General features: G+C 69.7%; 22 protein-coding genes. 12 read left to right on the forward strand and 10 right to left on the reverse strand.

From position 1 onward, the window contains the following. Both ACIBK4_RS02755 and ACIBK4_RS02760 read right to left on the reverse strand, forming a co-directional pair. Positions 1–339 carry a DUF3817 domain-containing protein gene (locus ACIBK4_RS02755; protein ID WP_200715382.1) on the reverse strand — a complete coding sequence of 113 codons (339 nt, stop codon included), beginning with the start codon at positions 337–339 and terminating at the stop codon, positions 1–3. 79 nt (positions 340–418) lie between these two features. Beyond that, positions 419–928 (reverse strand): MarR family transcriptional regulator, encoded by a 510-nt coding sequence (locus tag ACIBK4_RS02760; RefSeq protein ID WP_366437007.1) that lies wholly within the window; start codon positions 926–928, stop codon positions 419–421. 166 nt (positions 929–1,094) lie between these two features. Between ACIBK4_RS02760 and ACIBK4_RS02765 the strand changes: the two genes are divergently transcribed. Next, complete coding sequence (locus ACIBK4_RS02765) at positions 1,095–2,087, forward strand: glycoside hydrolase family 6 protein (protein WP_398991462.1); 993 nt, start codon at positions 1,095–1,097, stop codon at positions 2,085–2,087. 29 nt (positions 2,088–2,116) lie between these two features. On the opposite strand, the gene ACIBK4_RS02770 is transcribed toward ACIBK4_RS02765, so the two are convergent. Continuing rightward, the gene (locus ACIBK4_RS02770; RefSeq protein ID WP_398991464.1) at positions 2,117–4,072 is read right to left on the reverse strand and encodes a galactose oxidase-like domain-containing protein; all 1,956 of its coding nucleotides are present in this window, start codon (positions 4,070–4,072) and stop codon (positions 2,117–2,119) included. Positions 4,073–4,075: 3 nt separating this feature from the next. Further along, on the reverse strand, positions 4,076–5,860 hold the full coding sequence (locus tag ACIBK4_RS02775) for a glycosyltransferase family 2 protein (protein WP_398991466.1): 1,785 nt from the start codon (positions 5,858–5,860) through the stop codon (positions 4,076–4,078). 246 nt (positions 5,861–6,106) lie between these two features. On the opposite strand from ACIBK4_RS02775, the gene ACIBK4_RS02780 reads away from it, so the two are divergent. Both ACIBK4_RS02780 and ACIBK4_RS02785 read left to right on the forward strand, forming a co-directional pair. Further along, complete coding sequence (locus ACIBK4_RS02780) at positions 6,107–7,102, forward strand: phosphotransferase (protein WP_398991468.1); 996 nt, start codon at positions 6,107–6,109, stop codon at positions 7,100–7,102. A gap of 31 nt (positions 7,103–7,133) precedes the next feature. Further along, on the forward strand, positions 7,134–7,793 hold the full coding sequence (locus ACIBK4_RS02785; protein WP_398991470.1) for a hypothetical protein: 660 nt from the start codon (positions 7,134–7,136) through the stop codon (positions 7,791–7,793). A 35-nt stretch (positions 7,794–7,828) separates the two neighbouring features. Here the strand turns inward: ACIBK4_RS02785 and ACIBK4_RS02790 are convergent, their stop codons facing one another. Together ACIBK4_RS02790 and ACIBK4_RS02795 are read right to left on the reverse strand one after the other, a co-directional pair. Then, positions 7,829–8,122, reverse strand: coding sequence for an MTH1187 family thiamine-binding protein (locus ACIBK4_RS02790; protein ID WP_019060761.1), 294 nt, complete (start codon positions 8,120–8,122; stop codon positions 7,829–7,831). Continuing rightward, positions 8,119–8,463, reverse strand: coding sequence for a DUF3817 domain-containing protein (locus ACIBK4_RS02795; protein ID WP_398991472.1), 345 nt, complete (start codon positions 8,461–8,463; stop codon positions 8,119–8,121). The genes ACIBK4_RS02790 and ACIBK4_RS02795 overlap by 4 nt, the downstream gene beginning before the upstream one ends. 123 nt (positions 8,464–8,586) lie before the next feature. Here ACIBK4_RS02795 and ACIBK4_RS02800 point away from each other — a divergent pair, with 123 nt between their 5' ends. The 5 genes from ACIBK4_RS02800 (at position 8,587) to ACIBK4_RS02820 (ending at position 11,659) form a co-directional block, all read left to right on the forward strand. Then, entirely contained in the window at positions 8,587–8,919 is a 333-nt protein-coding gene (locus ACIBK4_RS02800; protein ID WP_398991474.1) for a DUF6191 domain-containing protein, read from the forward strand. 89 nt (positions 8,920–9,008) lie between these two features. After that, a complete protein-coding gene (locus tag ACIBK4_RS02805; RefSeq protein ID WP_262063612.1) occupies positions 9,009–9,641 on the forward strand; it encodes an AIM24 family protein in 633 nt (210 codons plus the stop codon). 1 nt (position 9,642) lies between these two features. Continuing rightward, positions 9,643–10,293: an AIM24 family protein gene (locus ACIBK4_RS02810; protein ID WP_366437000.1), complete on the forward strand. Its 651-nt coding sequence runs from the start codon at positions 9,643–9,645 to the stop codon at positions 10,291–10,293. After that, positions 10,290–11,090 carry an AIM24 family protein gene (locus ACIBK4_RS02815; RefSeq protein ID WP_366436999.1) on the forward strand — a complete coding sequence of 267 codons (801 nt, stop codon included), beginning with the start codon at positions 10,290–10,292 and terminating at the stop codon, positions 11,088–11,090. Before ACIBK4_RS02810 ends, ACIBK4_RS02815 begins: the two co-directional genes overlap by 4 nt. Before the next feature lie 92 nt (positions 11,091–11,182). Beyond that, a complete protein-coding gene (locus ACIBK4_RS02820; RefSeq protein WP_398991476.1) occupies positions 11,183–11,659 on the forward strand; it encodes a MarR family winged helix-turn-helix transcriptional regulator in 477 nt (158 codons plus the stop codon). A 609-nt stretch (positions 11,660–12,268) separates the two neighbouring features. Here ACIBK4_RS02820 and ACIBK4_RS02825 read toward each other — a convergent pair. The 3 genes from ACIBK4_RS02825 to ACIBK4_RS02835 all read right to left on the reverse strand — a co-directional run bounded on the left by ACIBK4_RS02825 (position 12,269) and on the right by ACIBK4_RS02835 (position 15,852). Then, entirely contained in the window at positions 12,269–13,507 is a 1,239-nt protein-coding gene (locus ACIBK4_RS02825) for an MFS transporter (protein WP_398991478.1), read from the reverse strand. A 142-nt stretch (positions 13,508–13,649) separates the two neighbouring features. Beyond that, positions 13,650–14,606: a methylmalonyl Co-A mutase-associated GTPase MeaB gene (gene meaB / locus ACIBK4_RS02830; RefSeq protein ID WP_398992922.1), complete on the reverse strand. Its 957-nt coding sequence runs from the start codon at positions 14,604–14,606 to the stop codon at positions 13,650–13,652. Positions 14,607–14,649: 43 nt separating this feature from the next. Continuing rightward, positions 14,650–15,852: an acetyl-CoA C-acetyltransferase gene (locus tag ACIBK4_RS02835; RefSeq protein WP_398991480.1), complete on the reverse strand. Its 1,203-nt coding sequence runs from the start codon at positions 15,850–15,852 to the stop codon at positions 14,650–14,652. 149 nt (positions 15,853–16,001) lie between these two features. Between ACIBK4_RS02835 and mce the strand changes: the two genes are divergently transcribed. From mce to ACIBK4_RS02850, 3 genes are all read left to right on the forward strand, one after another. Beyond that, positions 16,002–16,442, forward strand: coding sequence for a methylmalonyl-CoA epimerase (mce, locus tag ACIBK4_RS02840; RefSeq protein WP_033285428.1), 441 nt, complete (start codon positions 16,002–16,004; stop codon positions 16,440–16,442). Between the two features lie 209 nt (positions 16,443–16,651). Beyond that, a complete protein-coding gene (scy, locus tag ACIBK4_RS02845; protein ID WP_398991483.1) occupies positions 16,652–20,500 on the forward strand; it encodes a polarized growth protein Scy in 3,849 nt (1,282 codons plus the stop codon). A 184-nt stretch (positions 20,501–20,684) separates the two neighbouring features. Continuing rightward, positions 20,685–21,620: a cellulose-binding protein gene (locus ACIBK4_RS02850; protein WP_019060749.1), complete on the forward strand. Its 936-nt coding sequence runs from the start codon at positions 20,685–20,687 to the stop codon at positions 21,618–21,620. 66 nt (positions 21,621–21,686) lie between these two features. Here the strand turns inward: ACIBK4_RS02850 and ACIBK4_RS02855 are convergent, their stop codons facing one another. Then, on the reverse strand, positions 21,687–22,262 hold the full coding sequence (locus ACIBK4_RS02855; RefSeq protein WP_398991485.1) for a TetR/AcrR family transcriptional regulator: 576 nt from the start codon (positions 22,260–22,262) through the stop codon (positions 21,687–21,689). Between the two features lie 101 nt (positions 22,263–22,363). On the opposite strand from ACIBK4_RS02855, the gene ACIBK4_RS02860 reads away from it, so the two are divergent. After that, a complete protein-coding gene (locus ACIBK4_RS02860; RefSeq protein WP_398991487.1) occupies positions 22,364–23,728 on the forward strand; it encodes an MDR family MFS transporter in 1,365 nt (454 codons plus the stop codon). Positions 23,729–23,734 lie beyond the last annotated feature (6 nt).

Below are 23,734 nucleotides of genomic sequence, written 5' to 3' on the forward strand. Positions count from 1 at the left end.
CTACGCCTTCGCGGCGACCGGAGTCGGCTCGACGATCTTCGACTCCAGCTCGTGGCTGATCTTCCGCTCGACGAAGAACGCGGCCGTCGGGATGGTCCCCGCGAGCAGCACCCACAGCTGCTTTCCGACCGGCCACTTGGCCTTGGAGCCCAGGTCGAACGCGAAGAGCAGGTAGACGACGTACAGCCAGCCGTGCGCGATGGCGACGACCTCGGTGAAGCTGCCGGCGCCGTCGATCTTGAGCAGGTACTTGGCGATCATGCTGAGGCACAGCAGGACCAGCAGGACACCCGTGACGTAGGCCATGACGCGGTAGCGGGTCAGCACGCTCTTTTTCATGAGGACGAGCGTAACGACCGGTTCAGGGCGATCTTTCCCCGGGTCGGCCCCCGACCGGGCCCCCGACCCGACCCCCGGCTCACTCCTCGTCGAAGTCCTCGGCGGCGACCCTCAGCGGCCGCAGCATCGCGAAGATCTCCCCGCACTCCTCCGCGTCGTAGGCACTCAGCCCGAAGTCCATCTCCATCAGGTCGCGCGTGGCCGCGTCGCAGACCTCGCGGCCCTTGTCGGTGATGGAGGCGAGGGTGCCGCGGCCGTCGTTGGGGTTGGGGCGCTTGGCGACGAGACCGGACCTGACCAGGCGGTCCACCGTGTTCGTCACGGACGTGGGGTGCACCATGAGCCGCTCCCCGATCTTGGACATCGGCAGCTCACCGGCCTTGGAGAAGGTGAGCAGCACGAGGGCCTCGTAGCGCGCGAACGTCAGTCCGTACGGCTTGACGACCGCGTCGACCTCGGCGAGCAGGATCTGCTGCGCCCGCATGATCGAGGTGATGGCGGCCATCGACGGCACGTTTCCCCAGCGCTGTTTCCAGTGTTCGTCGGCGCGGGCGATGGGGTCGAAAGGAAGACTGAGCGGCTTTGACACGGCACCAGACCTTACCGGCCGGTCACATCGTGGTCAGCCCCGTCTCGCCCATCGGTCCTGCGAGGCCGTACCCATGTGCCCGGTGTCGTATCGGAGCACACCATGCGCCTTGTGCCAGCATTACTTACTGATTGTCACTGAATGTCCCCTCGCGTAAGGGAGCGGCATGTCCCGGCTGATCCGCACGTTCGTGGTGCTCTCGGTGTTCGGGCTGGCGGTGGGCTGTTCGTCCGCGTCCGATGTCGACGAGGCCTCCGTCGCCGGTGCCCGGTCCAAGGGGCCGGCCGGTGACATGACCTTCTGGGTCGATCCGGCGAGTCCGGCGGCCGAGCAGATCCAGATGTGGGAGCGGGAGGGGCGTAAGCAGGACGCCGCCCTGCTCAAGCGGATCGCCGACGAGCCGACGGCCCTGTGGCCGGCCGGGGAGATCGATCCCGCTCCGGTGATCAAGGCGGCGACCGCGGCCGCGCGGCAGGAAGGGCGTACGGCGCTCTTCGTGGCGTACGACATCCCGCACCGCGACTGCGGTCAGCACTCGGCCGGTGGGGCGGCGGACGCCGATGCCTACCGGGCGTGGATCGGGAAGTTCGCCGAGGCGCTGGGGGACGCGAAGGCGGTCGTCGTACTCGAACCCGATGCCGTCGCGCACATGGTGGACGGCTGCACGCCCGGCGAATACCAGGGCGAGCGGGAGCAGTTGCTGAGCGAGGCGGTCGTCCGGCTGAAGCAGCAGTCGGGGACGAAGGTGTATCTCGACGCGGGCAACCCGTCCTGGATTCAGGATCCTTGGAAGCTCGTGGAGCCGCTGAAGCGCGCCGGGGTCGAGGAGGCCGACGGGTTCTCGCTCAACGTGTCCAACTTCCAGACGGACGCGGTGACCAAGAAATACGGCGTCCAGCTGTCGCGGGACCTCGGCGGCAAGCACTTCGTCGTCGACACCAGCCGCAACGGCAACGGCCCGCTGGACGGCGCCTGGTGCAACCCGCCGGGCCGGGGCCTCGGCACCCGCCCGACCACCGACACCGGCGAACAGGCCCTGGACGCCTATCTCTGGATCAAGCGGCCCGGCGCCTCGGACGGCACCTGCGAGGGCGGTCCCGACGCCGGGCAGTGGTGGCCGGAGTACGCCCTGGAGCTGGCTCGCAACTCCAAGGCGTAGCAAGGCAGTTCAGCTCGCCCCGGTCAACTTCACTGGACCTGGATCCACTTCGCCTCCGACGGCGTGCCCTGCGCGTCCGTCACGAAGAGCATGTACCAGCCGGGCGGCACCAGCGCCTGGTCCTTGGGGACGTCCACCGTCACCGACTTGCCGTCCTTGACGAGGCCGAGTTCGATGGAGCGCTGCTCGACGTCCGTCGTGTGCGTGACCGAACTCGGCCGCATCAGACGGGCCTTGACGACCCGTTCGGGGTGGTCGGTGCGGAAGGTCGCGCGGTGGTGCCGGTCCAGGGTCTCCGGACCGTCCTGCAGGACCGGCCTGTTGGTGCCGTTCTTGTGCAGCGCGGGCGGGGTGAAGATCTCCATGCGCTGCTCGAAGTGGCCCAGTTTGGTGTTGGCCTGGTCATCGAAGAGCGGGTCGGAGCCGAACGTGACGACCCTGCCGTCGGGCAACAGCAGTGCCTCGGAATGGTAGTTGCGGCCGACCATCGGAGCGGCGGCCTCGTGGAAGGCGTTGCCCTTCGGGTCGTAGAACTGCGCCTTGAAGATGTTGCTGGCGCTGCGGCCGCGGTAGTCCGAGGAGCCGTTGGTGGTGAAGACCGAGTCGTCCGGCATGATCACGCTGTTCAAGTACCGGGTGCCCTGGGGGAGGTTGGGGCCGTCCTTGAAGACCGGGCTGTCCTGCTTGAGGTCGACGACCGCCGTGCGCGGGGTCGACTTCTTGGACTCGCCGACGCCTCCGCCGCCGAGGATCATCACCTTCTGGTCCTGCGCGGGCGGCAGCAGGAGCGAGGACGAGGTCTCGGTCTCGTCGGGGTCGTTGAGGCCCGCAACCTTGGTGAACTTGTTGGTCTTCAGGTCCCAAATGCCGGGCTCACGGCCCTTGTTGGCGGGTCCGTAGCCGGCGTTCGAGGCCGGGTAGAAGAGCTTGCCGCCCTTGGTGAGGAAGAGGGCCGGGTAGGTCGGGAAGTAGCGCTTGGGGCCCGGGGTCCACTTCTTGGTCTTCGGGTCGTAGATCTCGTTGTCGCCCTGGTCGATCACCCCGACGTCGTCGAGGCCGGAGACGGCGAGGACGCGGCCGTCGTCGAGGCCGACGAGGGTCGGGTACCAACGGGCCTTCTCCATCGGGTCGACGGGGATGTACCGCTCGGCCTTCGGGTCGAACTCGTAGGCGGCGCGGATGCCTTGGTAGTCCTGCTTCTCCAGGGTGATCTTCTCGGAGAGGCCGTACGTGTTGTTCGCGTCCTTGCCCTTGAGGCCGACGATGTCGTACTGGGCCTGGTTCTCGGTGACCGACATCGGGCCCGCCTCGGCGGCCTCGACGAAGACGCGGACCTCGCTCGCGGTGACCTTGGTCTGCCAGGGCTGCATCACACCGCGGGCGTTGTACGTCACCTTGAACTCGCGCTTGGCCTTGGGGACGGTCACGTCGAACTTGCTGACGTAGTCGACACCGGCCGGGGAGCGGAAGACGGTGCCCTTCTTCAGGAACATCGCCTTGTTCGGGCTCTCGTTCTTGACGCGCATACCGCCGCCGGCCCGCTTGACCTCGCCGTCGAGGAGTTCGTAGCGGGCGGTGCCACCGGCCACCAGCAGGTTGCCGCTGGGGAGTTGGCTGTGTCCGCCGCAGAAGAAGTCGACCGGGGTCGGGATCTTCTTGAAGGTGTTGGCCTTCGGATCCCACAGCACGGTGTCGAACGAACCCGCGTTGAATTTCTTCTGCTCGTTCCCCGACCCGGCCACGATCAGCACCTTGCCGGTGTGCAGGAGCGAGGCATGGATGGCGTTGGTCCGGTACTTCTTCGGGATGTCGATCTGGTCCCAGGAGCCGTACTTGGCCATGTAGTCGGGCCGCGTGATCTTGTACTCGTGGTACTGCTCACCGGCGAAGTCCAGGGCGGCCGGGGCGTTGAGACCGGCCAGGACGGCGATGCCGCCGATGCCGAGGACGGTCTTCCTGGTTTTCTGGGACGGCTGGAAAGCCATGGTCTAGTTGCCCCCTGTCGTGGTGCTGGAGACGGACGGACCCGCCCCGGTGGTGGCGAGCGCGGGCTCGGCGGTGTCGAGAGTGCGCGCGCCGCCGAGCAGCGACCGCCGCTCCCGGCGCTCCTTGAGCAGCGACCCGGCCCAAACCCCCAGCGGCGCAAGGGAGATGACCATCCCGAGGACGGCCCAGGTGCGCATGGCGGCATGGGTGTGGTCGAGCACGACCGAGGCGGCCAGCGAGGTCGCCAGGAGGATCGCCCAGAAGAGATGGATCCGGAAGGTCATCACCCGGTCCGGGCTGGCATCGCCGCCCTTGGGCGTGACGACGAACCGGCTGGGACGGCGAATGAGCGCCTCGCCGAAGGACTTGAGGTAGATGGGCGCGGAGAGCGCCGACATCGCCATCCCCGCCAGCCCGCCCGACCCTTCCGGCTCGTGCGGGGAGACGTTGTGCCGCCGGTTCCAGAGATAGAGCCCGATCTGAAGCGCCGCCGCATCGCTGTAGAGCATCAGCCACACAGAGGCCGCGACCTGCGTACCGGACGCCCCGAACCACAGGAACAGGAAGCAACTCATGATGCCCAGCAGCCAGTTGACGGCCGTCATCGGGTAGTAGACGAGCATCAGCGTGTACGAGAACAGCCGCCCCGGAGGCATCGTGAACGGCGCCTTCCAGTACTGCTTGATGAGCGTCTCGTACGTCCCGCGCGACCACCGCATCTGCTGCGTGAAGAAGTCGGTCCAGGAGGCCGGCCCCTCCCCCACGGCGAGCACGTCGGGCGTGTAGACGGACCGCCAGTGCGTACGGGTCAGGGGATTGCGGTGCCGGTGCAGCTCGAACCCGGTGGCCATGTCCTCGGTGATGGAGTCGTACAGCCCGCCGATCTGCTTGACGGCGGCCATCCGTACGACGTTGTTGGTGCCGACGAACATGGGGGCGCGGTAGCGGTTTCCGGCGCGCTGGATCAGCGCGTGGAAGAGGAACTGCTGCGACTCGGCGGCCTTGGTGACGGGGTTGTGGTAGTTCCCGTACACCTGCGGTCCTACGACGAAGGCGACGTCCGGGTCGCGGAAGTAACCCATCATCCGCTCAAGGAAGTTGGGGAGCGGCACGTGGTCGGTGTCGACGGAGGCGAAGAACTCGTAGTCACCGCCGTGCATCGCGATCCAGGCGTTGTAATTCCCGTGCTTCGTACGGGCCTTGTGGACACCCTTGGGGCGGTTCCACTCGGGAACTCCGTGCCGCGTGAAGTGCCGTACGCCCAACTCGGCGCACAGGGCCTTGGCTTGCTCGTCGTCACCCTCGTCGAGGAGCCAGACGTCGACCGGCCCGGTATGCGTGACCCTGACCGCGCCTTCGAGAGTCGCGCGGACCATGGAGAGGGGTTCCTTGCCCGGGACGTACGTCGTGAGGAAGGCGACGCGGGTGCCGGGGGCGGGGACGACCGGGATCGGGTCGCGGGCGACCAGCGTGGCGTGGGCGACGGAGGCGACGTTGACGACCATGAACAGCTCGATGAGGCCGATGGCTATCAGCATCGTGACGTCGAGCCCGACCATCCACTCCTGACCGCCCTCGCGCTCGACCCAGTGGGAGGGCCAGACGAGATAGACGAGCAGGGCGGCGGTGAGCACCGGGGCGAGGCTCATCAGGAGGACAGCGCGTATTCGGTGGGGCTCGCGTGAGAGGAGCGAGGTGTACTGCACCTGGTACGACCCACCGGACGGCTCGGTGAGCGGCCCGGCCAGTCGGCTGTAGGTGTCGTAGTCGTAGCCCTCCGGCCGCACAGCGCCCTCCAATGATTGAGGAGTGATCGACGCCCGGGGAGCGCGGATCCGTGGAGTCCGAGTGGAGACCGTGGAACCGAAGATCGACCGGGCCGATACCAACACACAAGTGGAGATATGGGGGCGTGTCGAACTGGGTGCGTCCAGGTGGGTGGGGAGTTGACCCCGGCGGCCGAACCCCGACGGAAGAGCGGCTCGGAGAGAATGCCGCCGTTGGTGATCTCCGGCCCTCCGAAAGGCATCCGCATGCACGACACCGCCGATCTCATCGCCGAGACCTACGCGCTCGGCGCCGGACCGTGGACGTTGGCGCCCGTCACCCGGGGCGCGCTGGGCCAGATCTGGAAGCTGTCCGGCGGCGGCTCGTCATGGGCGGTGAAAGAGCTGCTCTTCGGCTGCGACGAGGAACAGGTCGGACGGGAGGCCGCGTTACGGGAGGCGTCGGAGGGGCTGGGGATCGCGTCACCGCGGCTGATGCGGAACCGGGAGGGGGCGTACGTCTCACACCTGGACGCCGACTCCGGCTCCGGCCCGTCCGCCGGCTCCCACATCAAGCTGTACGACTGGATCGACGGCACCCGCGCGGACGCGTCCGATCCGGACGTCCTGGACTGGTTCGGACGGACCATGGCGCTGCTGCACCGGGCGGGCGAGGGCGAGAGCGGGCTGCCGAGTTCCTGGTACGAGGAGTGCCCGCGGGACGACGAATGGAAGGAACTGCACGGGAAGGTACGGCTGGCCGGTCTGCCGTGGGCGGACGCGCTGGGCCGCTTCATCGCCACCTCCGCAAGGGAGTTGGCGCACTGGGTGACCCCGTCCGACCCCGACGACCTGGTGACGTCCCACCTCGACCTGCAACCCCAGAACGTCCTGGTCGGCCCGGCCGGCCCCGTCCTCCTCGACTGGGACAACGCCGGATCCGCTTCCGCGGAACGGGAGTTGGCCCGCGCCCTGTTCATGTGGTCGGGCGGGAACGAGGGGAATGTGGAGGCCGGGGTGCGGGTGGCGCGGGCTTACCGGAGTGCCGGGGGGCGTGCGGTCGTACAGGGTCCGCAGTCGTTCTCGATGCTGTTCGCCACCGCGCTGAACTACGTGCGGGTACAGGCCGAGTGCGCGATCGATCCGACGGTGACGGCTGCGCAGCGGGAGTTCGGGAGCGGGCAGGTGGTCGCCGCGCTGGGGTCGGTGCCGGAGTTGGGGGTGGTGTCGCGGTTGAGTGCGGCGGTGGGGCGGGTGGGGTGAGCGACTGCGGGGCTGTGGTGGGGAGTTGGCGGTGACGGTTCTGGTGTCGGTGTGGGGAGCCGCTCCCGGCGTGGGCAAGTCGACGCTGTGTGCCGGACTGTCCCGGTCGCTCGCCGGTGCGGGCCTGCGTGTGGATCACTTCCGCGAGGAGGAGATTCTGAGCCGGCCTCAATTCGGCGCGGTGGCCGAGGAGTTCGGGGCGACGGGAGCGGTCGGGCCGGAGACGCTGGTCGCGGCGACGCAGCGGTTCGTCGAGTCGGTACCGGCCCGCGGCGACGACGTGGTGGTCGCGGACGCGCTGGTGCCGTTCGTGCCGACGCTGCTGGCGATGGGCCACGACGACGAGGCGATCGACGCGTTCATGGCCGACCTCACGCGCGTGCTGGCGCCGGTCCGCCCGGTCGTGGTCTTCCTCGACGGGGATGCCGGGACCGCGCTGTCCCGCGCCGGGGAACGGGAGGGGGCGCGGTGGCTCGACCGGTACATCGGCAAACTCGCCGCGTACGAGGTGAGCCCGCCGGTGTCGGACCTCGCGTCGGCCGTGGCCTACCTGGGGCGGGAGCGCGCGGTGACGCTTGGCGCGGTGCGGCGGCACGGGTGGGGGCTCGTCGTGGTGGAAGGAGCCGATGAGCTGACGCCGGGTGAGGTGGTGGGGGCGGTGGGGCGGGGCCTCAAACCCTGGCTTCCCTGACTCCTCCGGCTTCCCCGCCCGGGACAAGGCCCCCGCTACTCCGCCAGATGCCTCTCGACCGTCTCCACCTTGGACGTGAGGCCGTCCGTCACGCCGGGGCGGATGTCCGCCTTGAGGACGACGGAGACGCGTGGGGCGCGGGCCTCGACGGCGGCTACCGCGCGCTTGACCACGTCCATCACCTCGTCCCACTCCCCCTCGATGGACGTGAACATCGCGTCGGTGCGGTTGGGCAGGCCGGATTCGCGGACCACGCGGACGGCGTCGGCGACGTACTCCCCCACGTCCTCGCCGACGCCGAGGGGCGTCACGGAGAAGGCGACGATCATGCGTTCACGACCCCTTCCTGGCGGGCGCGGGAGGCGATGACCGCGTTCTCGGCCTCGCGCTTGAGCTTGCGCTCGGCGAAGAAGCCGCCGGTGGGGAGGACGGAGAGGACGAAGTAGAAGGCGGCGGTCTTGGCGCCCCACTTCGTGCGGTTCCAGGCGTCGGCCCAGAAGAGGACGTAGAGGATGAAGAGGACGCCGTGGACCATGCCCATGACGGGCACCGCGTTGAAGTCCGTGGTCCGCTTCAGCACCGAGCAGACGAGCAGCAGGAGGAAGGACACGGCCTCGGGGGCCGACACCAGGCGGAGGCGGCGGAGGGCGGTGGCGGTCTTGATGTCCACGGGTCACCTTCGGTGAGGGAGACGTCCACAGTTTGTGAACGCGAGCACAAACGTTCACCCATTGTGGCAAACGGCTGAGCGAGCCGAGACTGGGGGTCCGCAGCCGCCGTCTCGGGAGTGCTCGTGCAGTTCGTCTTCTTCATGACCCTGCCCGGGTTGGTCGTCCTGCTGACCGCGCTCGCCTTCCTCGACCAGCTGCTCCTGAAGGCCGGTCGTGCCGGAATGCTTCCCTGGCGGAACTCCGGCCGGCAGGGCCAGATATCCGCGACCGGCTTCGAGCAGCTCCATGCGAGCCTCTCGCCGGGCAAGCAGACCGAGCTGAAGGAACGGCAGAGCGCGCTGGTGATGCGGGACGACGAGGAGGACGGGGACCCGCCCTGGTCGACCGTCGACCTGCGCGCGGGGACCGCCGTCATCCGGCTGAACGCGAGCGCACCGCCCCGCAGGACGCCGTAGGCCCGCCCTTAGGGGGCAGGTCAGGGTCGTTCTCCACCCACGGGCCCTGTCCTCAACCGCATCCGTCCGGCTACCTTCGCTGCGTGGCGATGTTTCGACTCCAGGGCAGCAAGGTGCTCGCCGTCGACATGACCGGGGACGCCGTGAAAGCGAAGAACGGCTCGATGGTCGCGTACGACGGGCAGATGGCCTTCAAGAAGATGAGCGGCGGCGGTGAGGGCATCCGGGGGATGGTGACCCGGCGGCTCACCGGTGAGCAGATGACGGTGATGGAGGTGAGGGGGCAGGGGACCTGCTGGTTCGCGGACCGGGCCTCCGAGATCAACCTCGTGAATCTCCAGGGGGACAAGCTGTACGTCGAGTCGAGCAACCTGCTCGCGACCGACGCGGGGCTGCGGACGGGGACCACGTTCACCGGGCTGCGCGGCGCCTCGCAGGGCAACGGACTGTTCACGACGACCGTCGAGGGGCACGGCCAGGCGGCGATCATGTCGGACGGCCCGGCCGTGGTGCTGCGGGTCAGCCGGCAGTACCCGCTGACCGTCGATCCCGGCGCGTACATCGCGCACCAGGGAAATCTGCAGCAGTCCTTCCAGTCCGGTGTGACCTTCCGCACGCTCTTCGGGGAGGGCGGCGGCGAGGCCTTCCAGATCCGCTTCGAGGGCGACGGACTCGTCTACGTCCAGCCCAGCGAGCGGAACACGATCGCGGGGGACGTGTGACATGCCGTTCACCGAGATCAACTCGAAGATGATCCAGGCCACGGTCGTGCCGGGCCAGCGGCTGTACAGCCAGCGCGGCGCGATGCTCGCCTACAAGGGCGACGTCTCCTTCACCCCGAACATCCAGGGCGGCCAGGGCGGCGTCATGTCGATGCTCGGACGCCGGGTGGCGAACGAGGCGACTCCCCTGATGACCGTCGAGGGCAGCGGCACCGTGATGTTCGGTCACGGCGGCCACCACATCCAGATCATCAACCTCAGCGGCGACACCCTCTACGTGGAGGCCGACCGCCTCCTCGCCTTCGAGGGCACCCTCCAGCAGGGCACGATGTTCATGGGCTCGCAGGGCGGGGTGATGGGCATGGTCCGCGGCCAGGTCACCGGCCAGGGCCTGTTCACGACCACCCTCCAGGGGCGGGGCTCGGTCGCCGTGATGGCCCACGGCGGCGTCTTCGAGGTCCCGATCACCCCGGGGCGTCCGGTCCACGTCGACCCGCAGGCCTACGTCGCCCACCACGGCGACGTACGCAACAAGCTGTCCACGGCGCTCGGTTGGCGCGACATGGTGGGCCGGGGTTCCGGCGAGGCGTTCCAGCTGGAGCTGAGCGGCAACGGCGCGGTGTACGTCCAGGCCTCGGAGGAGAAGCTGTGACCACCTATCCGGGTGCCGGCGGCCCCACGATCTTCGACCCGATGACCCTCCCGGTCGACGACAACGTCAACAAGTACACCTTCTGCGTGGAGCTCAAGGGGAGCCAGTGGTTCCTGCAGAAGGGGAAGATGATCGCCTACTACGGCTCGATGGAGTTCAACGGCATCGGGCACGGGCGACTCGACCGACTTGTCCGTACGTCCTTCCATTCGCCTCTGCACGCGAGCGACTGGGTCGTGGCGGACGGCTCGGGCAAGATGCTGCTCGCCGACCGGGCCTTCGACGTCAACGCGTACGACCTCGAAGACGCCAACATGACCATTCGCTCGGGCAACCTGCTCGCTTTTCAGCCAAGTCTCGCTCTCAAGCAGTCGATTGTTCCCGGGTTTCTGACACTCATCGGAACGGGCAAGATCGTGGCCGCGTCGAGCGGTCCGGTGGTGTTCATGGAACCCCCGATCCGGGTGGATCCGCAGGCCCTCGTCGGCTGGGCCGACTGCCCCTCACCGTGCCATCACTACGACCACGCGTACATGACCGGCCTGATGGGCGGTCTACGTGCGATGACGGGCATCGGCGGGGCCTCTGGGGAGGAGCACCAGTTCGAGTTCGTCGGGGCGGGCACGGTGCTGCTCCAGTCCTCGGAGAATCTGATGCCCGAGCAGGCCACAGGGGTTGTGCCGCACGAGCCGGGGGTACCGGGTGGGGGCGGGGTTCCCACAGGCCCTTCACAGCAAGCGGGGGCACCGCGCCTTCCCGGACAGCTGGGGGACCTCCAGCGTCGCTTCGGGCTGTGAGCGGTAGTCTGCGGAGTGTGACGTCGAACGTGTGCGCGCCGTCACGCCACCCTCACTAGTTCGCCTTTCAACATTTTAGGTAGACTTCATTCATGGAGACCGAGACGGCCACGCGCTGGCTGACCGATGAGGAGCAGTGCGCCTGGCGCACCCATCTGGAGGTCAACAGGCTGCTGACGTACCAACTCGAAAAGGACCTGCAGCCGTTCGGCCTGACGATGAACGACTACGAGATCCTGGTGAATCTCTCCGAGGCGGAGGGCGTACGACTGCGGATGAGCGACCTCGCGGCCGCGACCATGCAGTCCAAGAGCCGCCTCTCGCATCAGATCACCCGGATGGAGAACGCGGACCTGGTCCGCCGGGAGAACTGCGAGTCGGACCGCCGGGGTCTGTACGCCGTGCTCACGGATCACGGCCTGGAGACGATGAAGAAGGTCGCGCCCCACCATGTCGCGTCCGTACGGCGCCACTTCATCGACCTCGTGACGCCCGAGGGCCTGTCGGACCTCAGCAGCACGTTGAAGCCGATCGCGGAACACCTGAGGGGCCAACGGGGACGCCCCTGACCCCCCTACCGTCCGTCGCGGCGGGGCTGTTCTGGGGGCTCCGCCCCCAGACCCCCATCGGCCCTGAAGGGGCCTCGTCCTCAAACGCCGGACGGGCTGAATATTGGCGGCCTGTGTTGGACAGGCTCCGGACGGACCGGATTGCACCGGCCTGCGCTGGAGAGGCACCGCACGGGCTGAGTATTGGCGGCCTGCGCTGGGGAGGCACCGGGCGGGCTGAGTAGTGCCGACCCGCGTGGAGAGGCACCGGACAGACCGAGTGTTGGCGGCCTGCGCTGGGGAGGCACCGGGCAGGCTGGGTGGTGTCGGCCTGCGTTGGGGAGGCGCCGGACGGGCTGAGTGTTGTCGCCCTGCGCTTCAGAAGTACCGGCCGGACTGAGCATTGCCGACCCGCGCTGGAGAAGTACCGGACGGATCGGGTTGCGCCAACCTGTGTTGGACAGGCACCGGGCGAGCTGAGTATCTGCCACCTGCGTTGGAGAGGTCCCGGGCGAGCTGAATGTTGGCCACCCACTTTGGAGAGGTCCCGGACGGGCTGAGTGACACCGCCCGGGACCTGCAAAGTCGGGGTACGACAACGCCCCTTGTCTTTAGGGGCGCGGGGCTGTATCAATTTGCGGCTCCGCCGCGTGGGCGCGACCAGCCACGACGAGCCGGCAGCCAAGACACAATCCCCGCGCCCCCGGCCACCACCCCGGCAACCACAAAACAAACCCCCAACGGCACCCGCCCCACAAGCAGCCCCGTCACCACCGACCCACCCGAACTCCCCGCATTCACCGCCGTGTTGACCCACGCCCCCGCCTGCGTCCGAGCCCCCGGCGAAGCCACCTCGTCGGCCAACAGATACGCGGTAGTCAACGCCGGCGCCACAAAGAACCCCGCACACCCCACAGCCACGGTGAGTGACCACACCCCCGAGGCAAACCCGGCCGCAGCCAACGCCAGCCCAAGCCCCAACGCCGCCCCGGACAACCGAACCCGCGCAGCGACACGCCAGTTCACCGCCCCGTTCACCAGCCCACCCACCGCACTGCCCGCCGACAACGCCGCCAGCACCCAGGGCACCACGTCGTCGCCGTACCCCCACTGCTCCACGAACGCCATCACCAACAGATAGACCGCACTCAACGCGAGCCCCATCCCCCCGGCCACGACCACCGGACCGAGCAGCCCACGAACCCGCGCCGGCCTCAACCCCCGCCTCGCGCCTGCCGATACACGGACACCCGACATCACCGGTGACATGACGAACGCGAACGTCCCGGTCACGATGAGGGCCGCGCTGAGCAGCACCCCCGCAGCCGGCGGAGCGAAGCCGAGCACCCCGCCGACCGCCAACGGGCCAACGACGTACAGGAGTTCCTCCGCAACACCGTCGAGGCTGTACGCGCGCTGCAACAACCCACGGTCACCCACGAGTTCGGCCCACACGGAGCGCATCGTGGGTCCAAGTGGGGGCGCGCACACACCCGTCAGCGCGGCCACCACACCCAGCACCACCTCCGGCGTCCCGGGGCTCCAGGTCACCGCCGCGAGGACGCACAGGAGACCGCCGTAGAGCATCGCCATGGGGAGGAGGGCCCGGCGGGGGCCGTGGCGGTCGACCAGGGCCGCGCGCAGGGGCATCAGGAGGACGGCCGTGGCTCCGAAGACGGCCATGATCGTGCCGGCGGCGGCGTAGGAGCCGGTGGCGCGGACCACCGCGAGCAGGACTGCCGGGGAGACCGTGCCGTACGAGAGGCGGCCCACGAGCGCCGCGGCGAACGTGCGGCGGGCGTACGGGACTTGGAGCACGGCGGCATACGAAGGGCACGCCGAAGCCGGCGTGGAAGAAGACGCGGACATGCGAGATGTTCCTCAACTGGAGGCATGGGAAAGGGACGCCGGTGTGTTCGGCGCGCCCTATGCCATGAGGAGGAACATGCGGTCAACGTACCAATGGGGCAGGGCTGTTGACCATCGAGTTAGCTCCCGGTGATCCCCGCGATCACCCCTCCGTGATGCCCGCGATCAGTTCGTCCGCCGCTCGGTACGGGTCCAACTCCCCCGCCACGATCCGCTCCGCGAGCGCACTCAACCGGCGGTCCCCATGCAGGTCGCCGATGCGGGCCCGCAGGGCCGTGACCGCGATCGTCTCCACCTCACGAGCCGCCCGGGCCGCGCGGCGCTCCGCCAGGACGCCGTGCTCCTCCATCCACGCCCGGTGCTTCTCCAGGGCCTCCACGACCTCGTCGATGCCCTCCGCGCGGGAGGCGACCGTCTTGACGATCGGGGGGCGCCAGTCGCCGGGGCCGCGGGATTCGCCGAGGCCGAGCATGTGGTTCAGCTCGCGAGCCGTCGCGTCGGCGCCGTCGCGGTCGGCCTTGTTGACGACGTAGATGTCGCCGATCTCCAGGATTCCGGCCTTCGCCGCCTGGATGCCGTCGCCCATCCCGGGGGCCAGCAACACCACGCTCGTGTCCGCCTGGGACGCGATCTCGACCTCCGACTGGCCGACGCCCACCGTCTCGACCAGGATCACGTCGCAGCCCGCCGCGTCCAGGACGCGGATCGCCTGCGGTGCCGACCAGGCGAGGCCGCCGAGGTGGCCCCGGGTGGCCATCGAGCGGATGTAGACGCCGGGGTCGGAGGAGTGGTCCGACATACGGACGCGGTCGCCGAGCAGGGCGCCGCCCGAGAACGGCGAGGACGGGTCGACGGCCAGGACGCCGACCCGCCTGCCCTGCTTGCGGTACGCCGTGACCAGCGCGGACGTGGACGTGGACTTGCCCACGCCCGGCGATCCCGTGAGACCCACGACGTACGCCCCGCCGGTCAGCGGTGCGAGGGTCGCCATGACCTCCCGGAGTTGGGGGGACGCCCCCTCCACCAGGGAGATCAGCCGGGCCACGGCACGCGGCCGGCCTTCCCTGGCCTGGGCCACCAGCGAGGCGACGTCCTGCATCACGGCTCCGATCCCTTGCGGATGTGCGAGAAGGTACTGCTGCTCAGGCCTTGGGTACCCGCACGATCAGCGCGTCACCCTGACCGCCGCCGCCGCACAGCGCCGCCGCGCCGACCCCGCCGCCGCGCCGCTTGAGCTCCAGGGCCAGGTGCAGGACCAGGCGGGCGCCGGACATGCCGATGGGGTGGCCCAGGGCGATCGCGCCGCCGTTGACATTCACCTTTTCCGTGGACACCCCGAGGTCCTTCATTGACTGCACCGCCACGGCGGCGAAGGCCTCGTTGATCTCGATCAGGTCGAGGCTCTCGACCTCCAGGCCCTCCTTCTTCAGGGCGTGCAGGATCGCGTTGGACGGCTGCGACTGGAGGGAGTTGTCGGGTCCCGCCACATTTCCGTGGGCGCCGATCTCGGCGATCCACTCCAGGCCCAGTTCCTGCGCCTTGGTCTTGCTCATCACGACCACGGCCGCCGCACCGTCCGAGATCTGCGAGGCGGAACCGGCGGTGATCGTGCCGTCCTTCGTGAACGCCGGACGCAGCTTGCCCAGCGACTCGACCGTGGTCTCCGCGCGGATGCCCTCGTCCTTGCTGAAGACGACCGGCTCGCCCTTGCGCTGCGGGATCTCGACCGGGGTGATCTCGGCCTCGAAGATCCCGTTCTGCTGCGCGGCCGCCGCCCGCTGGTGGGACAGGGCGGCGATCTCGTCCTGCTCGGGGCGCTTGATGCCGAGCCGCGTGTTGTGCTTCTCCGTGGACTCGCCCATCGCGATGTTCTCGAAGGCGTCGGTCAGGCCGTCGTAGGCCATCGCGTCGAGCATCTCGATCGCGCCGTACTTGTAGCCCTCGCGGGACTTGGGGAGCAGGTGGGGGGCGTTGGTCATGGACTCCTGGCCGCCCGCGACGATCACGTCGAACTCACCTGCACGGATGAGCTGGTCGGCGAGCGCGATGGCGTCGAGGCCCGAGAGGCACACCTTGTTGATGGTGAGCGCGGGGACGCTCATGGGGATGCCCGCCTTGACGGCGGCCTGGCGTGCCGGGATCTGCCCTGCCCCGGCCTGGAGCACCTGGCCCATGATCACGTACTGCACCTGGTCGCCACCGATACCCGCACGGTCGAGGGCGGCCTTGATCGCGAAGCCGCCGAGATCGGCTCCGGAGAAGGACTTCAGGGAGCCCAGCAGGCGTCCCATGGGCGTCCGGGCGCCCGAGACGATCACCGAGGTCGTGCTGTTCGTTCCAGACATGAGGTGCGATCCCCTTCCAGCGTGTTTCAGCTGAGGAGTGAACGAGGGTTTACTTGAAATGTACTGAGCGGTAGTCCACCCCGTCATCGGGCCGTCGGTGTGATCGCGCGCACGTTGCGTAACCATCGCGCGAGCGCTGCACTACATACATGCTGACGCGAATCGACCACATCGGGATCGCCTGCTTCGACCTCGACAAGACCGTCGAGTTCTACCGGGCCACGTACGGCTTCGAGGTGTTCCACTCCGAGGTCAACGAGGAGCAGGGCGTGCGCGAGGCCATGTTGAAGATCAACAACACGGACGACGGCGGCGCCTCCTACCTCCAGCTCCTGGAGCCGACCCGCGAGGACTCCGCCGTGGGCAAGTGGCTGGCGAAGAACGGGGAGGGGGTCCACCACATCGCCTTCGGTACGGCGGATGTGGACACGGACTCCGAGGACATCCGCGGGAAGGGCGTACGCGTTCTGTACGAGGAGCCCCGGCGCGGTTCCATGGGGTCACGGATCACGTTCCTGCACCCAAAGGATTGCCATGGCGTACTGACAGAACTGGTCACTTCGGCGCCTGTTGAGTCACCTGAGCACTGACCCTCGTACATATGGGCCGGTAGGGTTGGGGTCGGTCGTCGCTCGCAACCAGGGCAACGGCATGCCGGGGTCCGGGTTTCGGGGGGCGAGCGTCGGGCAGCAGCCCATGCTCCGTCGTTGATCTGACACCATTCCCCGGGAGCACCGTTCGGTGGATGAACGGGGCTCGTTGGAGTAAACCGCGACCAGGGGACGGATGGGACCGCGCAGTGCGGGGCTACGAACGCCAGGAGCGAGAGCCGGCGGCTGACGTCGACCACCTCTCTCGGTTCGAGGCCGAGATGGAGCGGCTGAAGACCGAGCGGGAAAAGGCGATCCAGCATGCCGAGGACCTCGGCTACCAGGTCGAGGTGCTGCGCGCCAAGCTGCACGAGGCGCGCCGCACCCTCATGTCCCGACCGGCTTACGACGGCGGTGACATCGGCTATCAGGCCGAGCAGATGCTTCGTAATGCCCAGGTCCAGGCCGACCAGTTGCGGCAGGACGCCGAGCGGGAGCTGAGCCAGGCCCGCGCGCAGACCCAGCGCATCCTCCAGGAGCACGCCGAGCAGGCCGCGCGCCTCCAGGCGGAGCTGCACACGGAGGCCGTGACCCGGCGCCAGCAGCTCGACCAGGAGCTCGCCGAGCGCCGGCAGACCGTCGAGTCGCACGTCAACGAGAACGTGGCGTGGGCCGAGCAGCTCCGCGCCCGCTCCGAGTCGCAGGCCCGCCGGCTCGTGGACGAGTCGCGCGCCGAGGCCGAGCAGGCGCTGGCCGCCGCCCGCGCCGAGGCCGAGCGTGTCGCCACCGAGGCCCGTCAGCGCCTGGAGATGGACGCCGAGGCGGCCCGCGCGGAGGCCGAGCAACTCCTGCGCCGTGCCCGCACGGACGCCGAGCGGCTGCTGAACGCGGCGTCGTCGCAGGCCCAGGAGGCCACCGACCACGCCGAGCAGCTGCGCAGCTCCACGGTCAACGAGTCGGACAGCGCCCGCCGGCAGGCCACCGAGCTGAGCCGGGCCGCCGAGACCCGCATGGCCGAGGCCGAAACCTCACTGCGCGAGGCGCGTCTTGAGGCGGAGAAGGTCCTCGCCGAGGCCAAGGAGGCCGCCGCCAAGGCCCTCTCCAGCGCCGAGTCGGCCAACGAGCAGCGCACGCGTACGGCGAAGGAGCAGGTCGCCCGGCTGGTCACGGAGGCCACCAAGGAGGCCGAGGCCACCAAGTCCGACGCCGAGCAGGTCGTCGCCGAGGCCCAGGCCAAGGCCGACAAGATCGTCGCGGAGGCCGAGGAGAACGCGCGGAGCCTCACCGCCGAGGAGACCGCCTCCCAGCTCGCGAAGGCCGCCCGTACCGCCGAGGACGTGCTCGACAAGGCGGCCGAGGAGGCCAAGAACACCACGAAGGCCGCCACCGAGGAGGCCGAGCGGATCCGCTCCGAGGCGGAGGCCGAGGCCGACCGGCTGCGCGCCCAGGCGCACGACATCGCCGAGGGCCTCAAGGGCGCGGCGAAGGACGACACCAAGGAGTACCGGGCCAAGACGGTCGAGCTGCAGGAGGAGGCGCGCCGGCTGCGCGGCGAGGCCGAGCAGCTGCGGGCCGACGCGGTCGGCGAGGGCGAGCGCATCCGCGCCGAGGCCCGCCGTGAGGCCGTCCAGCAGATCGAGGAGGCGGCCAAGACCGCCGAGGAACTGCTGTCGAAGGCCCGCGCGGACGCCGACGAGCTGCGCCAGACCGCCACCACGGACAGCGAGAAGGTCCGCACCGAGGCCATCGAGCGCGCCACCACCCTGCGCCGGCAGGCCGAGGAGACCCTCGACCGCACCCGCAAGGAGGCCGAGCGGCACCGCGCGGAGGTCGTCGAGCAGTCCGAGGGCATCAAGGCGGATGCCGAACAGGCCGCGCGCGACCTGCGCGACGAGACCGAGCGGGCCATAGAGGCGCGCCGCGAGGAGGCCGCCGAGGGCCTGACGCGGCTGCACACGGAGACCGAGGAGCGGCTCGCCGCTGCCGAGCAGGCGCTCACCGACGCCCGTGAGGAGGCCGAGCGGATCCGCCGCGAGGCCGCCGAGGAGACCGAGCGCCTGCGCGGCGAGGCCGCCGACCGCATCCGTTCCCTCCAGGCACAGGCCGAGGCGGAGGCCGACCGGCTGCGCAACGAGGCCGCCGCCGACGCGTCCGCCTCCCGTGCCGAGGGCGAGGCCATCGCCGTACGCCTGCGGTCGGAGGCGTCCGCGGAAGCGGAGCGGCTCAAGACCGAGGCGCAGGACACCGCCGACCGGGTCCGCGCGGAGGCCCAGGCCGCCGCCGAGCGGCTCGCCACGGAGGCGTCGGAGACGCTGGCCGCCGCCCAGGAGGAGGCCGTACGGCGTCGTCGTGAGGCCGAGGAGCTGCTCGGGTCGGCCCGTGAGGAGGCCGGGCAGGAGCGCGAGCGGGCCCGCGAGCAGAGCGAGGAGCTGCTGGCCTCGGCGCGCAACCGCGTCGAGGAGGCACAGTCCGAGGCCGTCCGGCTGGTCGAGGAGGCCGACCGGCGTGCCACCGAGATGGTGTCGGGCGCCGAGCAACACGCCCAGCAGGTACGGGAGTCGGTCGCCGGGCTGCACGAGCAGGCCCAGGAGGAGATCGCCGGGATCAGGTCGGCCGCCGAGCATGTGGCGGACCGCACCCGGCGCGAGGCGCAGGAAGAGGCGGACCGGGTCCGCGCCGACGCCTACAGCGAGCGGGAGCGGGCCACCGAGGACGCCAATCGCGTCCGGCGCCGGGCGGCCGAGGAGACGGACGCGGCCAAGGCGCTTGCGGAGCGCACCGTTTCGGACGCGATCGCGGAGGCGGAGCGGCTGCGGGCCGAGGCCGCCGACCATGCCCAGCAGGCGCGCACCCAGGCCTCGGACACCATCGCGCAGGCCGACCAGGACGCGGCGCGGGCCCGGGCGGACGCCCGCGAGGACGCCAACCGGATCCGTTCGGACGCGGCGACGCAGGCCGACACCCTCATCACCGAGGTGACGGCGGAGGCGGAGCGGCTCCAGACGGAGACGATCAACGAGGCCGAGCGGGTGCGGTCCGAGGCCGTGGCCAAGGCCGAGAAGCTCATCTCGGACGCGACCGGGGACGCGGAGCGGCTGCGCGCCGAGGCCGCCGAGACGGTGGGGTCCGCCCAGCAGCACTCCGAGCGGATCCGCAGCGAGGCCGCCCGTCTCAAGGCGGACGCGGAGGCGGAGGCCGAGCGGGTCACCTCGGCGGCGCGCGAGGAGTCCGAGCGGACGCTGGACGAGGCCCGCAAGGAGGCCAACAAACGGCGTTCCGAGGCGGCCGAGCAGGTCGACACCCTCATCACGGAGACGGCGGCCGAGGCCGACAAACTCCTCAGCGAGGCCCAGCAGCAGGCGCAGAAGACCACGGCGGACGCCGAGGCGCAGGCCGACTCCATGGTCGGCGCGGCCCGCGCCGAGGCGGACCGGCTGGTGTCCGAGGGCACGGTCGAGGGCAACTCCCGCGTGGAGCAGGCCCGTACGGACGCGGACGAGCTGCTCGTCGGCGCGCGCCGGGACGCCACCGCCATAAGGGAGCGCTCCGAGGAGCTGCGCGACCGCATCACCGCGGAGATCGAGAACCTGCACGAGCGGGCCCGCCGTGAGTCCGCCGAGACGATGAAGTCGGCCGGCGACCGCTGCGACGCGCTCATCAAGGCTGCGGAGGAGCAGCTCGGCAAGGCGCAGGCGAAGGCCAAGGAACTGGTCTCGGAGGCCAACTCCGAGGCGGGCAAGGTCCGTATCGCCGCCGTGAAGAAGGCCGAGGGTCTCCTCAAGGAGGCCGAGCAGAAGAAGGCCACGCTCATCCGCGAGGCCGAGGAGCTGAAGGCGGAGGCGATCCGCGAGGCCCGCCTCACGGTCGAGGAGGGCAAGCGCGATCTCGAAGTGCTGGTCCGCCGCCGCGAGGACATCAACGCCGAAATCTCCCGTGTCCAGGACGTCCTGGAAGCGTTGGAGTCTTTCGAGGCCCCGACAGCGGCCAAGGACGGCGGGGTCAAGGCTGGAGCCACCGCGGGCGCAACTCGTTCGGGTGGCAAGTCTGTTGAAGGTTAAGAAACCCCTGTGAGGTTAGGGGTGATCTGGGGCCTTTGACCGAGTCTTTGGCAAGCGGTCCGACGGTTAGCCACTCAAAAGGGGTGTCATTCTCCAGATCAAACACGCATCCGCTCGATGACACACCGCTTCGGCCCCTAGGATTCCACCTATCACCTCACCGGTCTCATTCGACAGGAACCCCATGAGCGACACTTCCCCCTACGGCTTCGAGCTTGTGCGGCGTGGGTACGACCGCGCTCAGGTGGACGAACGCATCTCGAAGCTCGTCTCCGACCGTGACAGCGCTCTGGCCCGTATCACTGCTCTTGAAAAGCGCATCGAGGAGCTCCACCTCGAAACGCAGAACGCCGCGGCCCAGGTAAGCGACGCCGAGCCGTCGTACGCCGGTCTCGGCGCGCGTGTCGAGAAGATCCTCCGCCTCGCCGAGGAAGAGGCCAAGGACCTGCGCGAGGAGGCCCGGCGCGCTGCCGAGCAGCACCGCGAACTCGCGGAGTCCGCTGCCCAGCAGGTCCGCAACGACGCAGAATCGTTCGCTGCGGAGCGCAAGGCCAAGGCGGAGGACGAGGGCGTCCGGATCGTCGAGAAGGCCAAGAGCGACTCCGCCCAGCTGCGTGGCGAGGCCCAGAAGGACGCCCAGCAGAAGCGCGAGGAGGCCGACGCCCTCTTCGAGGAGACCCGCGCCAAGGCCGCGCAGGCCGCCGCCGACTTCGAGACGAACCTCGCCAAGCGCCGCGAGCAGTCCGAGCGCGACCTGGCGTCCCGTCAGCAGAAGGCCGAGAAGCGCCTCGCGGAGATCGAGCACCGCGCGGAGCAGCTCCGCCTGGAGGCCGAGAAGCTGCGCACGGACGCGGAGCGTCGCGCCCGTCAGACGGTGGAGACGGCTCAGCGCCAGGCCGAGGACATCGTCGCCGACGCCAACGCCAAGGCCGACCGCATCCGTTCGGAATCCGAGCGCGAGCTGGCCGCCCTGACGAACCGTCGCGACAGCATCAACGCCCAGCTGACGAACGTGCGCGAGATGCTCGCCACGCTCACCGGTGCCGCGGTGGCCGCCGCGAGCTCGCCGGTCGAGGACGAGCCGATCTCCCGTGGAGTTCCGGCTCAGCAGTCCCGCTGAGCAAGCGTTTGCCAGTGAGTACGTGAACGCCGACTGAGGCCCGCATTCCCTCCGGGGGTGCGGGCCTCAGCCATGTCCGCCCTGTCCCGCCAGCAGCGGCAGATACACGTCGTCCACGATCTCGACGAGGGCGGACTCGGCGACCGGCTCGCGGCTCAGGATCATCTCGTAACGCAGCAGCTGTGCGGGGAGGGTGACGACCCGTCGGGACAGGTCGGCGGTGGGGATCTCGCCCCGCTCCACGGCCCGTTGGAGCATGGGCACCAGGATGTCGTACACGATCCCGAAGACCTTCGGGTCCAGGTCGGGCGCGTCCGCGAGCAGGCCCCGGATGACGTCGGACCCGATCTCCCGCTGCCGCAGCACCATCAGCCGCAGCAGGGCCAGCACGTCCTCGCGCAACTCCCCCGTGTCGGGCAGCCGTTCGGCGATGATGCCGTTGCGGCGGGACATGGCGGCCTTGACGAGTTCGGCGCGGTTGGCCCAGCGCCGGTAGAGGACCTGCTTGCCGGTACGGGCCCGGGCCGCGACGCCCTCCATGGTGAGCCGGGCGTAGCCGACGTCGGCCAACTCCTCCCACACAGCGTCCAGGATGTCGGCCTCCAGCGCGGCCCCGCGCCGCCGCGTCTGCTCTCCGGTCATGACCGGCACCTCCCGCTGACCGCTAGGAGACCTTGCGTCTCTTATCGAGCCCAGCCTATCGTGGCCTTTAGAGACGCAACGTCTCTAAAGGGGGAACCGCCATGCCCGAAACCACCGTCCGCCCCGCCGAACGCCTCGACCCGGCCGTCCGCAAACTCGCCGGCATCCTCGTCCTCGGCGCCCTCGCCCCACTCCTCGACAGCACGATCGTCTCCATAGCCCTGCACACCCTGGGCCACGACCTGGGCGCCTCCACGACGAGCCTGCAATGGGTGAGCACCGCCTACCTCCTGGCCCTCGCGACGGTCGTCCCGGTCTCCGGCTGGGCCGTAGAACGCTTCGACTCCCGCAACGTCTGGCTCGGCGCGCTGACCCTCTTCCTCGCCGGCTCGCTCCTCTGCGGCCTCGCCTGGAACATCGGCTCGCTGATCGCCTTCCGGGTCGTCCAGGGCATCGGCGGCGGGCTGCTGCTGCCGGTGCTCCAGACCCTGGTCATGCGCGCGGCGGGCGGCCGCGGCCTCGGCCGGCTGATGGCGGCGATCACCCTGCCCGTCATGGTCGTACCGATCCTCGGCCCGGTCGTCGGCGGCCTGATCGTCGGCCACCTCAGCTGGCGCTGGATCTTCTACGTCAACCTGCCCGTCTGCCTGCTGGCCCTCGCCCTGGCCTGGCGCGGCGTCCCGAAGGACACCCCGCGCCCCGGCCACCACCTGGACCTGACCGGCCTCCTGCTCCTCTCCCCCGGCCTCGCCACCCTCGTCTACGGCCTCTCCGAGACCGGCGCCGCCCGCGCGACCGCGATCCCGGTGGGCGCCGTACTGATCGCCCTGTTCGCCCGGCACGCGCTGCGCGTCCGCGAACCCCTCGTGGATCTGCGCCTGTTCAAGGACCGCGCGTTCGCCGTCTCCTCGATCCTGACGTTCCTGAACGGGCTCGCCCTGTTCGGCGGGATGTTCCTGCTCCCCCTCTATTACCAACAGGTGCGCGGCGAGGGCGTGATCGCGGCCGGGCTGCTGCTGGCACCGCAGGGTCTGGGCAGCCTGCTGGCCCGGGTCACCGGACCGCTGACCGACCGGCTCGGGCCGCGCCCGGTCACCGTGGCGGGCATGCTGCTGTGCGCGCTGGGCACCCTCCCCTTCCTTCTCCCGCATCCCGGTGCGGCCCTGCTCCTCATCGCCCTGGTCGTGCGCGGGCTCGGGGTGAGCGCGGCCAACCTGGCGGTCATGGTGGGCGCCTATCAGGGGCTCGACCGGGCCCGGATCCCACACGCGAGCACCACCGTCCGGATCGTCCAGCAGCTCGGCGGCGGTGTCGGCACGGCCGTACTGGCGACGGTCCTGGCGCACGGGCACGGCAGCTCGGCCTTCCCGCACGCGTTCGCCTGGGCGACAGCGTTCACCTTTGTTGCCTGCCTCGTCGGACTCTGTTTGCCCGTTCGGGTGGCATCCGCCGAACGCCCGTCTTAGCGTGGC

Source organism: Streptomyces sp. NPDC050528 (genome assembly GCF_044457795.1).
Classification (GTDB): Bacteria; Actinomycetota; Actinomycetes; order Streptomycetales; family Streptomycetaceae; genus Streptomyces.

What these genes read in the sequence shown, in the direction of transcription:
- ACIBK4_RS02755 (WP_200715382.1), bottom strand. Translation starts at nt 339, where the DNA reads ATGAAAAAGAGCGTGCTGACCCGCTACCGCGTCATGGCCTACGTCACG.
- ACIBK4_RS02765 (WP_398991462.1), top strand. Translation starts at nt 1,095, where the DNA reads ATGTCCCGGCTGATCCGCACGTTCGTGGTGCTCTCGGTGTTCGGGCTG.
- ACIBK4_RS02770 (WP_398991464.1), bottom strand. Translation starts at nt 4,072, where the DNA reads ATGGCTTTCCAGCCGTCCCAGAAAACCAGGAAGACCGTCCTCGGCATC.
- ACIBK4_RS02780 (WP_398991468.1), top strand. Translation starts at nt 6,107, where the DNA reads ATGCACGACACCGCCGATCTCATCGCCGAGACCTACGCGCTCGGCGCC.
- ACIBK4_RS02790 (WP_019060761.1), bottom strand. Translation starts at nt 8,122, where the DNA reads ATGATCGTCGCCTTCTCCGTGACGCCCCTCGGCGTCGGCGAGGACGTG.
- ACIBK4_RS02805 (WP_262063612.1), top strand. Translation starts at nt 9,009, where the DNA reads ATGTTTCGACTCCAGGGCAGCAAGGTGCTCGCCGTCGACATGACCGGG.
- ACIBK4_RS02810 (WP_366437000.1), top strand. Translation starts at nt 9,643, where the DNA reads ATGCCGTTCACCGAGATCAACTCGAAGATGATCCAGGCCACGGTCGTG.
- ACIBK4_RS02820 (WP_398991476.1), top strand. Translation starts at nt 11,183, where the DNA reads ATGGAGACCGAGACGGCCACGCGCTGGCTGACCGATGAGGAGCAGTGC.
- ACIBK4_RS02825 (WP_398991478.1), bottom strand. Translation starts at nt 13,507, where the DNA reads ATGTCCGCGTCTTCTTCCACGCCGGCTTCGGCGTGCCCTTCGTATGCC.
- meaB (WP_398992922.1), bottom strand. Translation starts at nt 14,606, where the DNA reads ATGCAGGACGTCGCCTCGCTGGTGGCCCAGGCCAGGGAAGGCCGGCCG.
- ACIBK4_RS02835 (WP_398991480.1), bottom strand. Translation starts at nt 15,852, where the DNA reads ATGTCTGGAACGAACAGCACGACCTCGGTGATCGTCTCGGGCGCCCGG.
- mce (WP_033285428.1), top strand. Translation starts at nt 16,002, where the DNA reads ATGCTGACGCGAATCGACCACATCGGGATCGCCTGCTTCGACCTCGAC.
- ACIBK4_RS02850 (WP_019060749.1), top strand. Translation starts at nt 20,685, where the DNA reads ATGAGCGACACTTCCCCCTACGGCTTCGAGCTTGTGCGGCGTGGGTAC.
- ACIBK4_RS02855 (WP_398991485.1), bottom strand. Translation starts at nt 22,262, where the DNA reads ATGACCGGAGAGCAGACGCGGCGGCGCGGGGCCGCGCTGGAGGCCGAC.
- ACIBK4_RS02860 (WP_398991487.1), top strand. Translation starts at nt 22,364, where the DNA reads ATGCCCGAAACCACCGTCCGCCCCGCCGAACGCCTCGACCCGGCCGTC.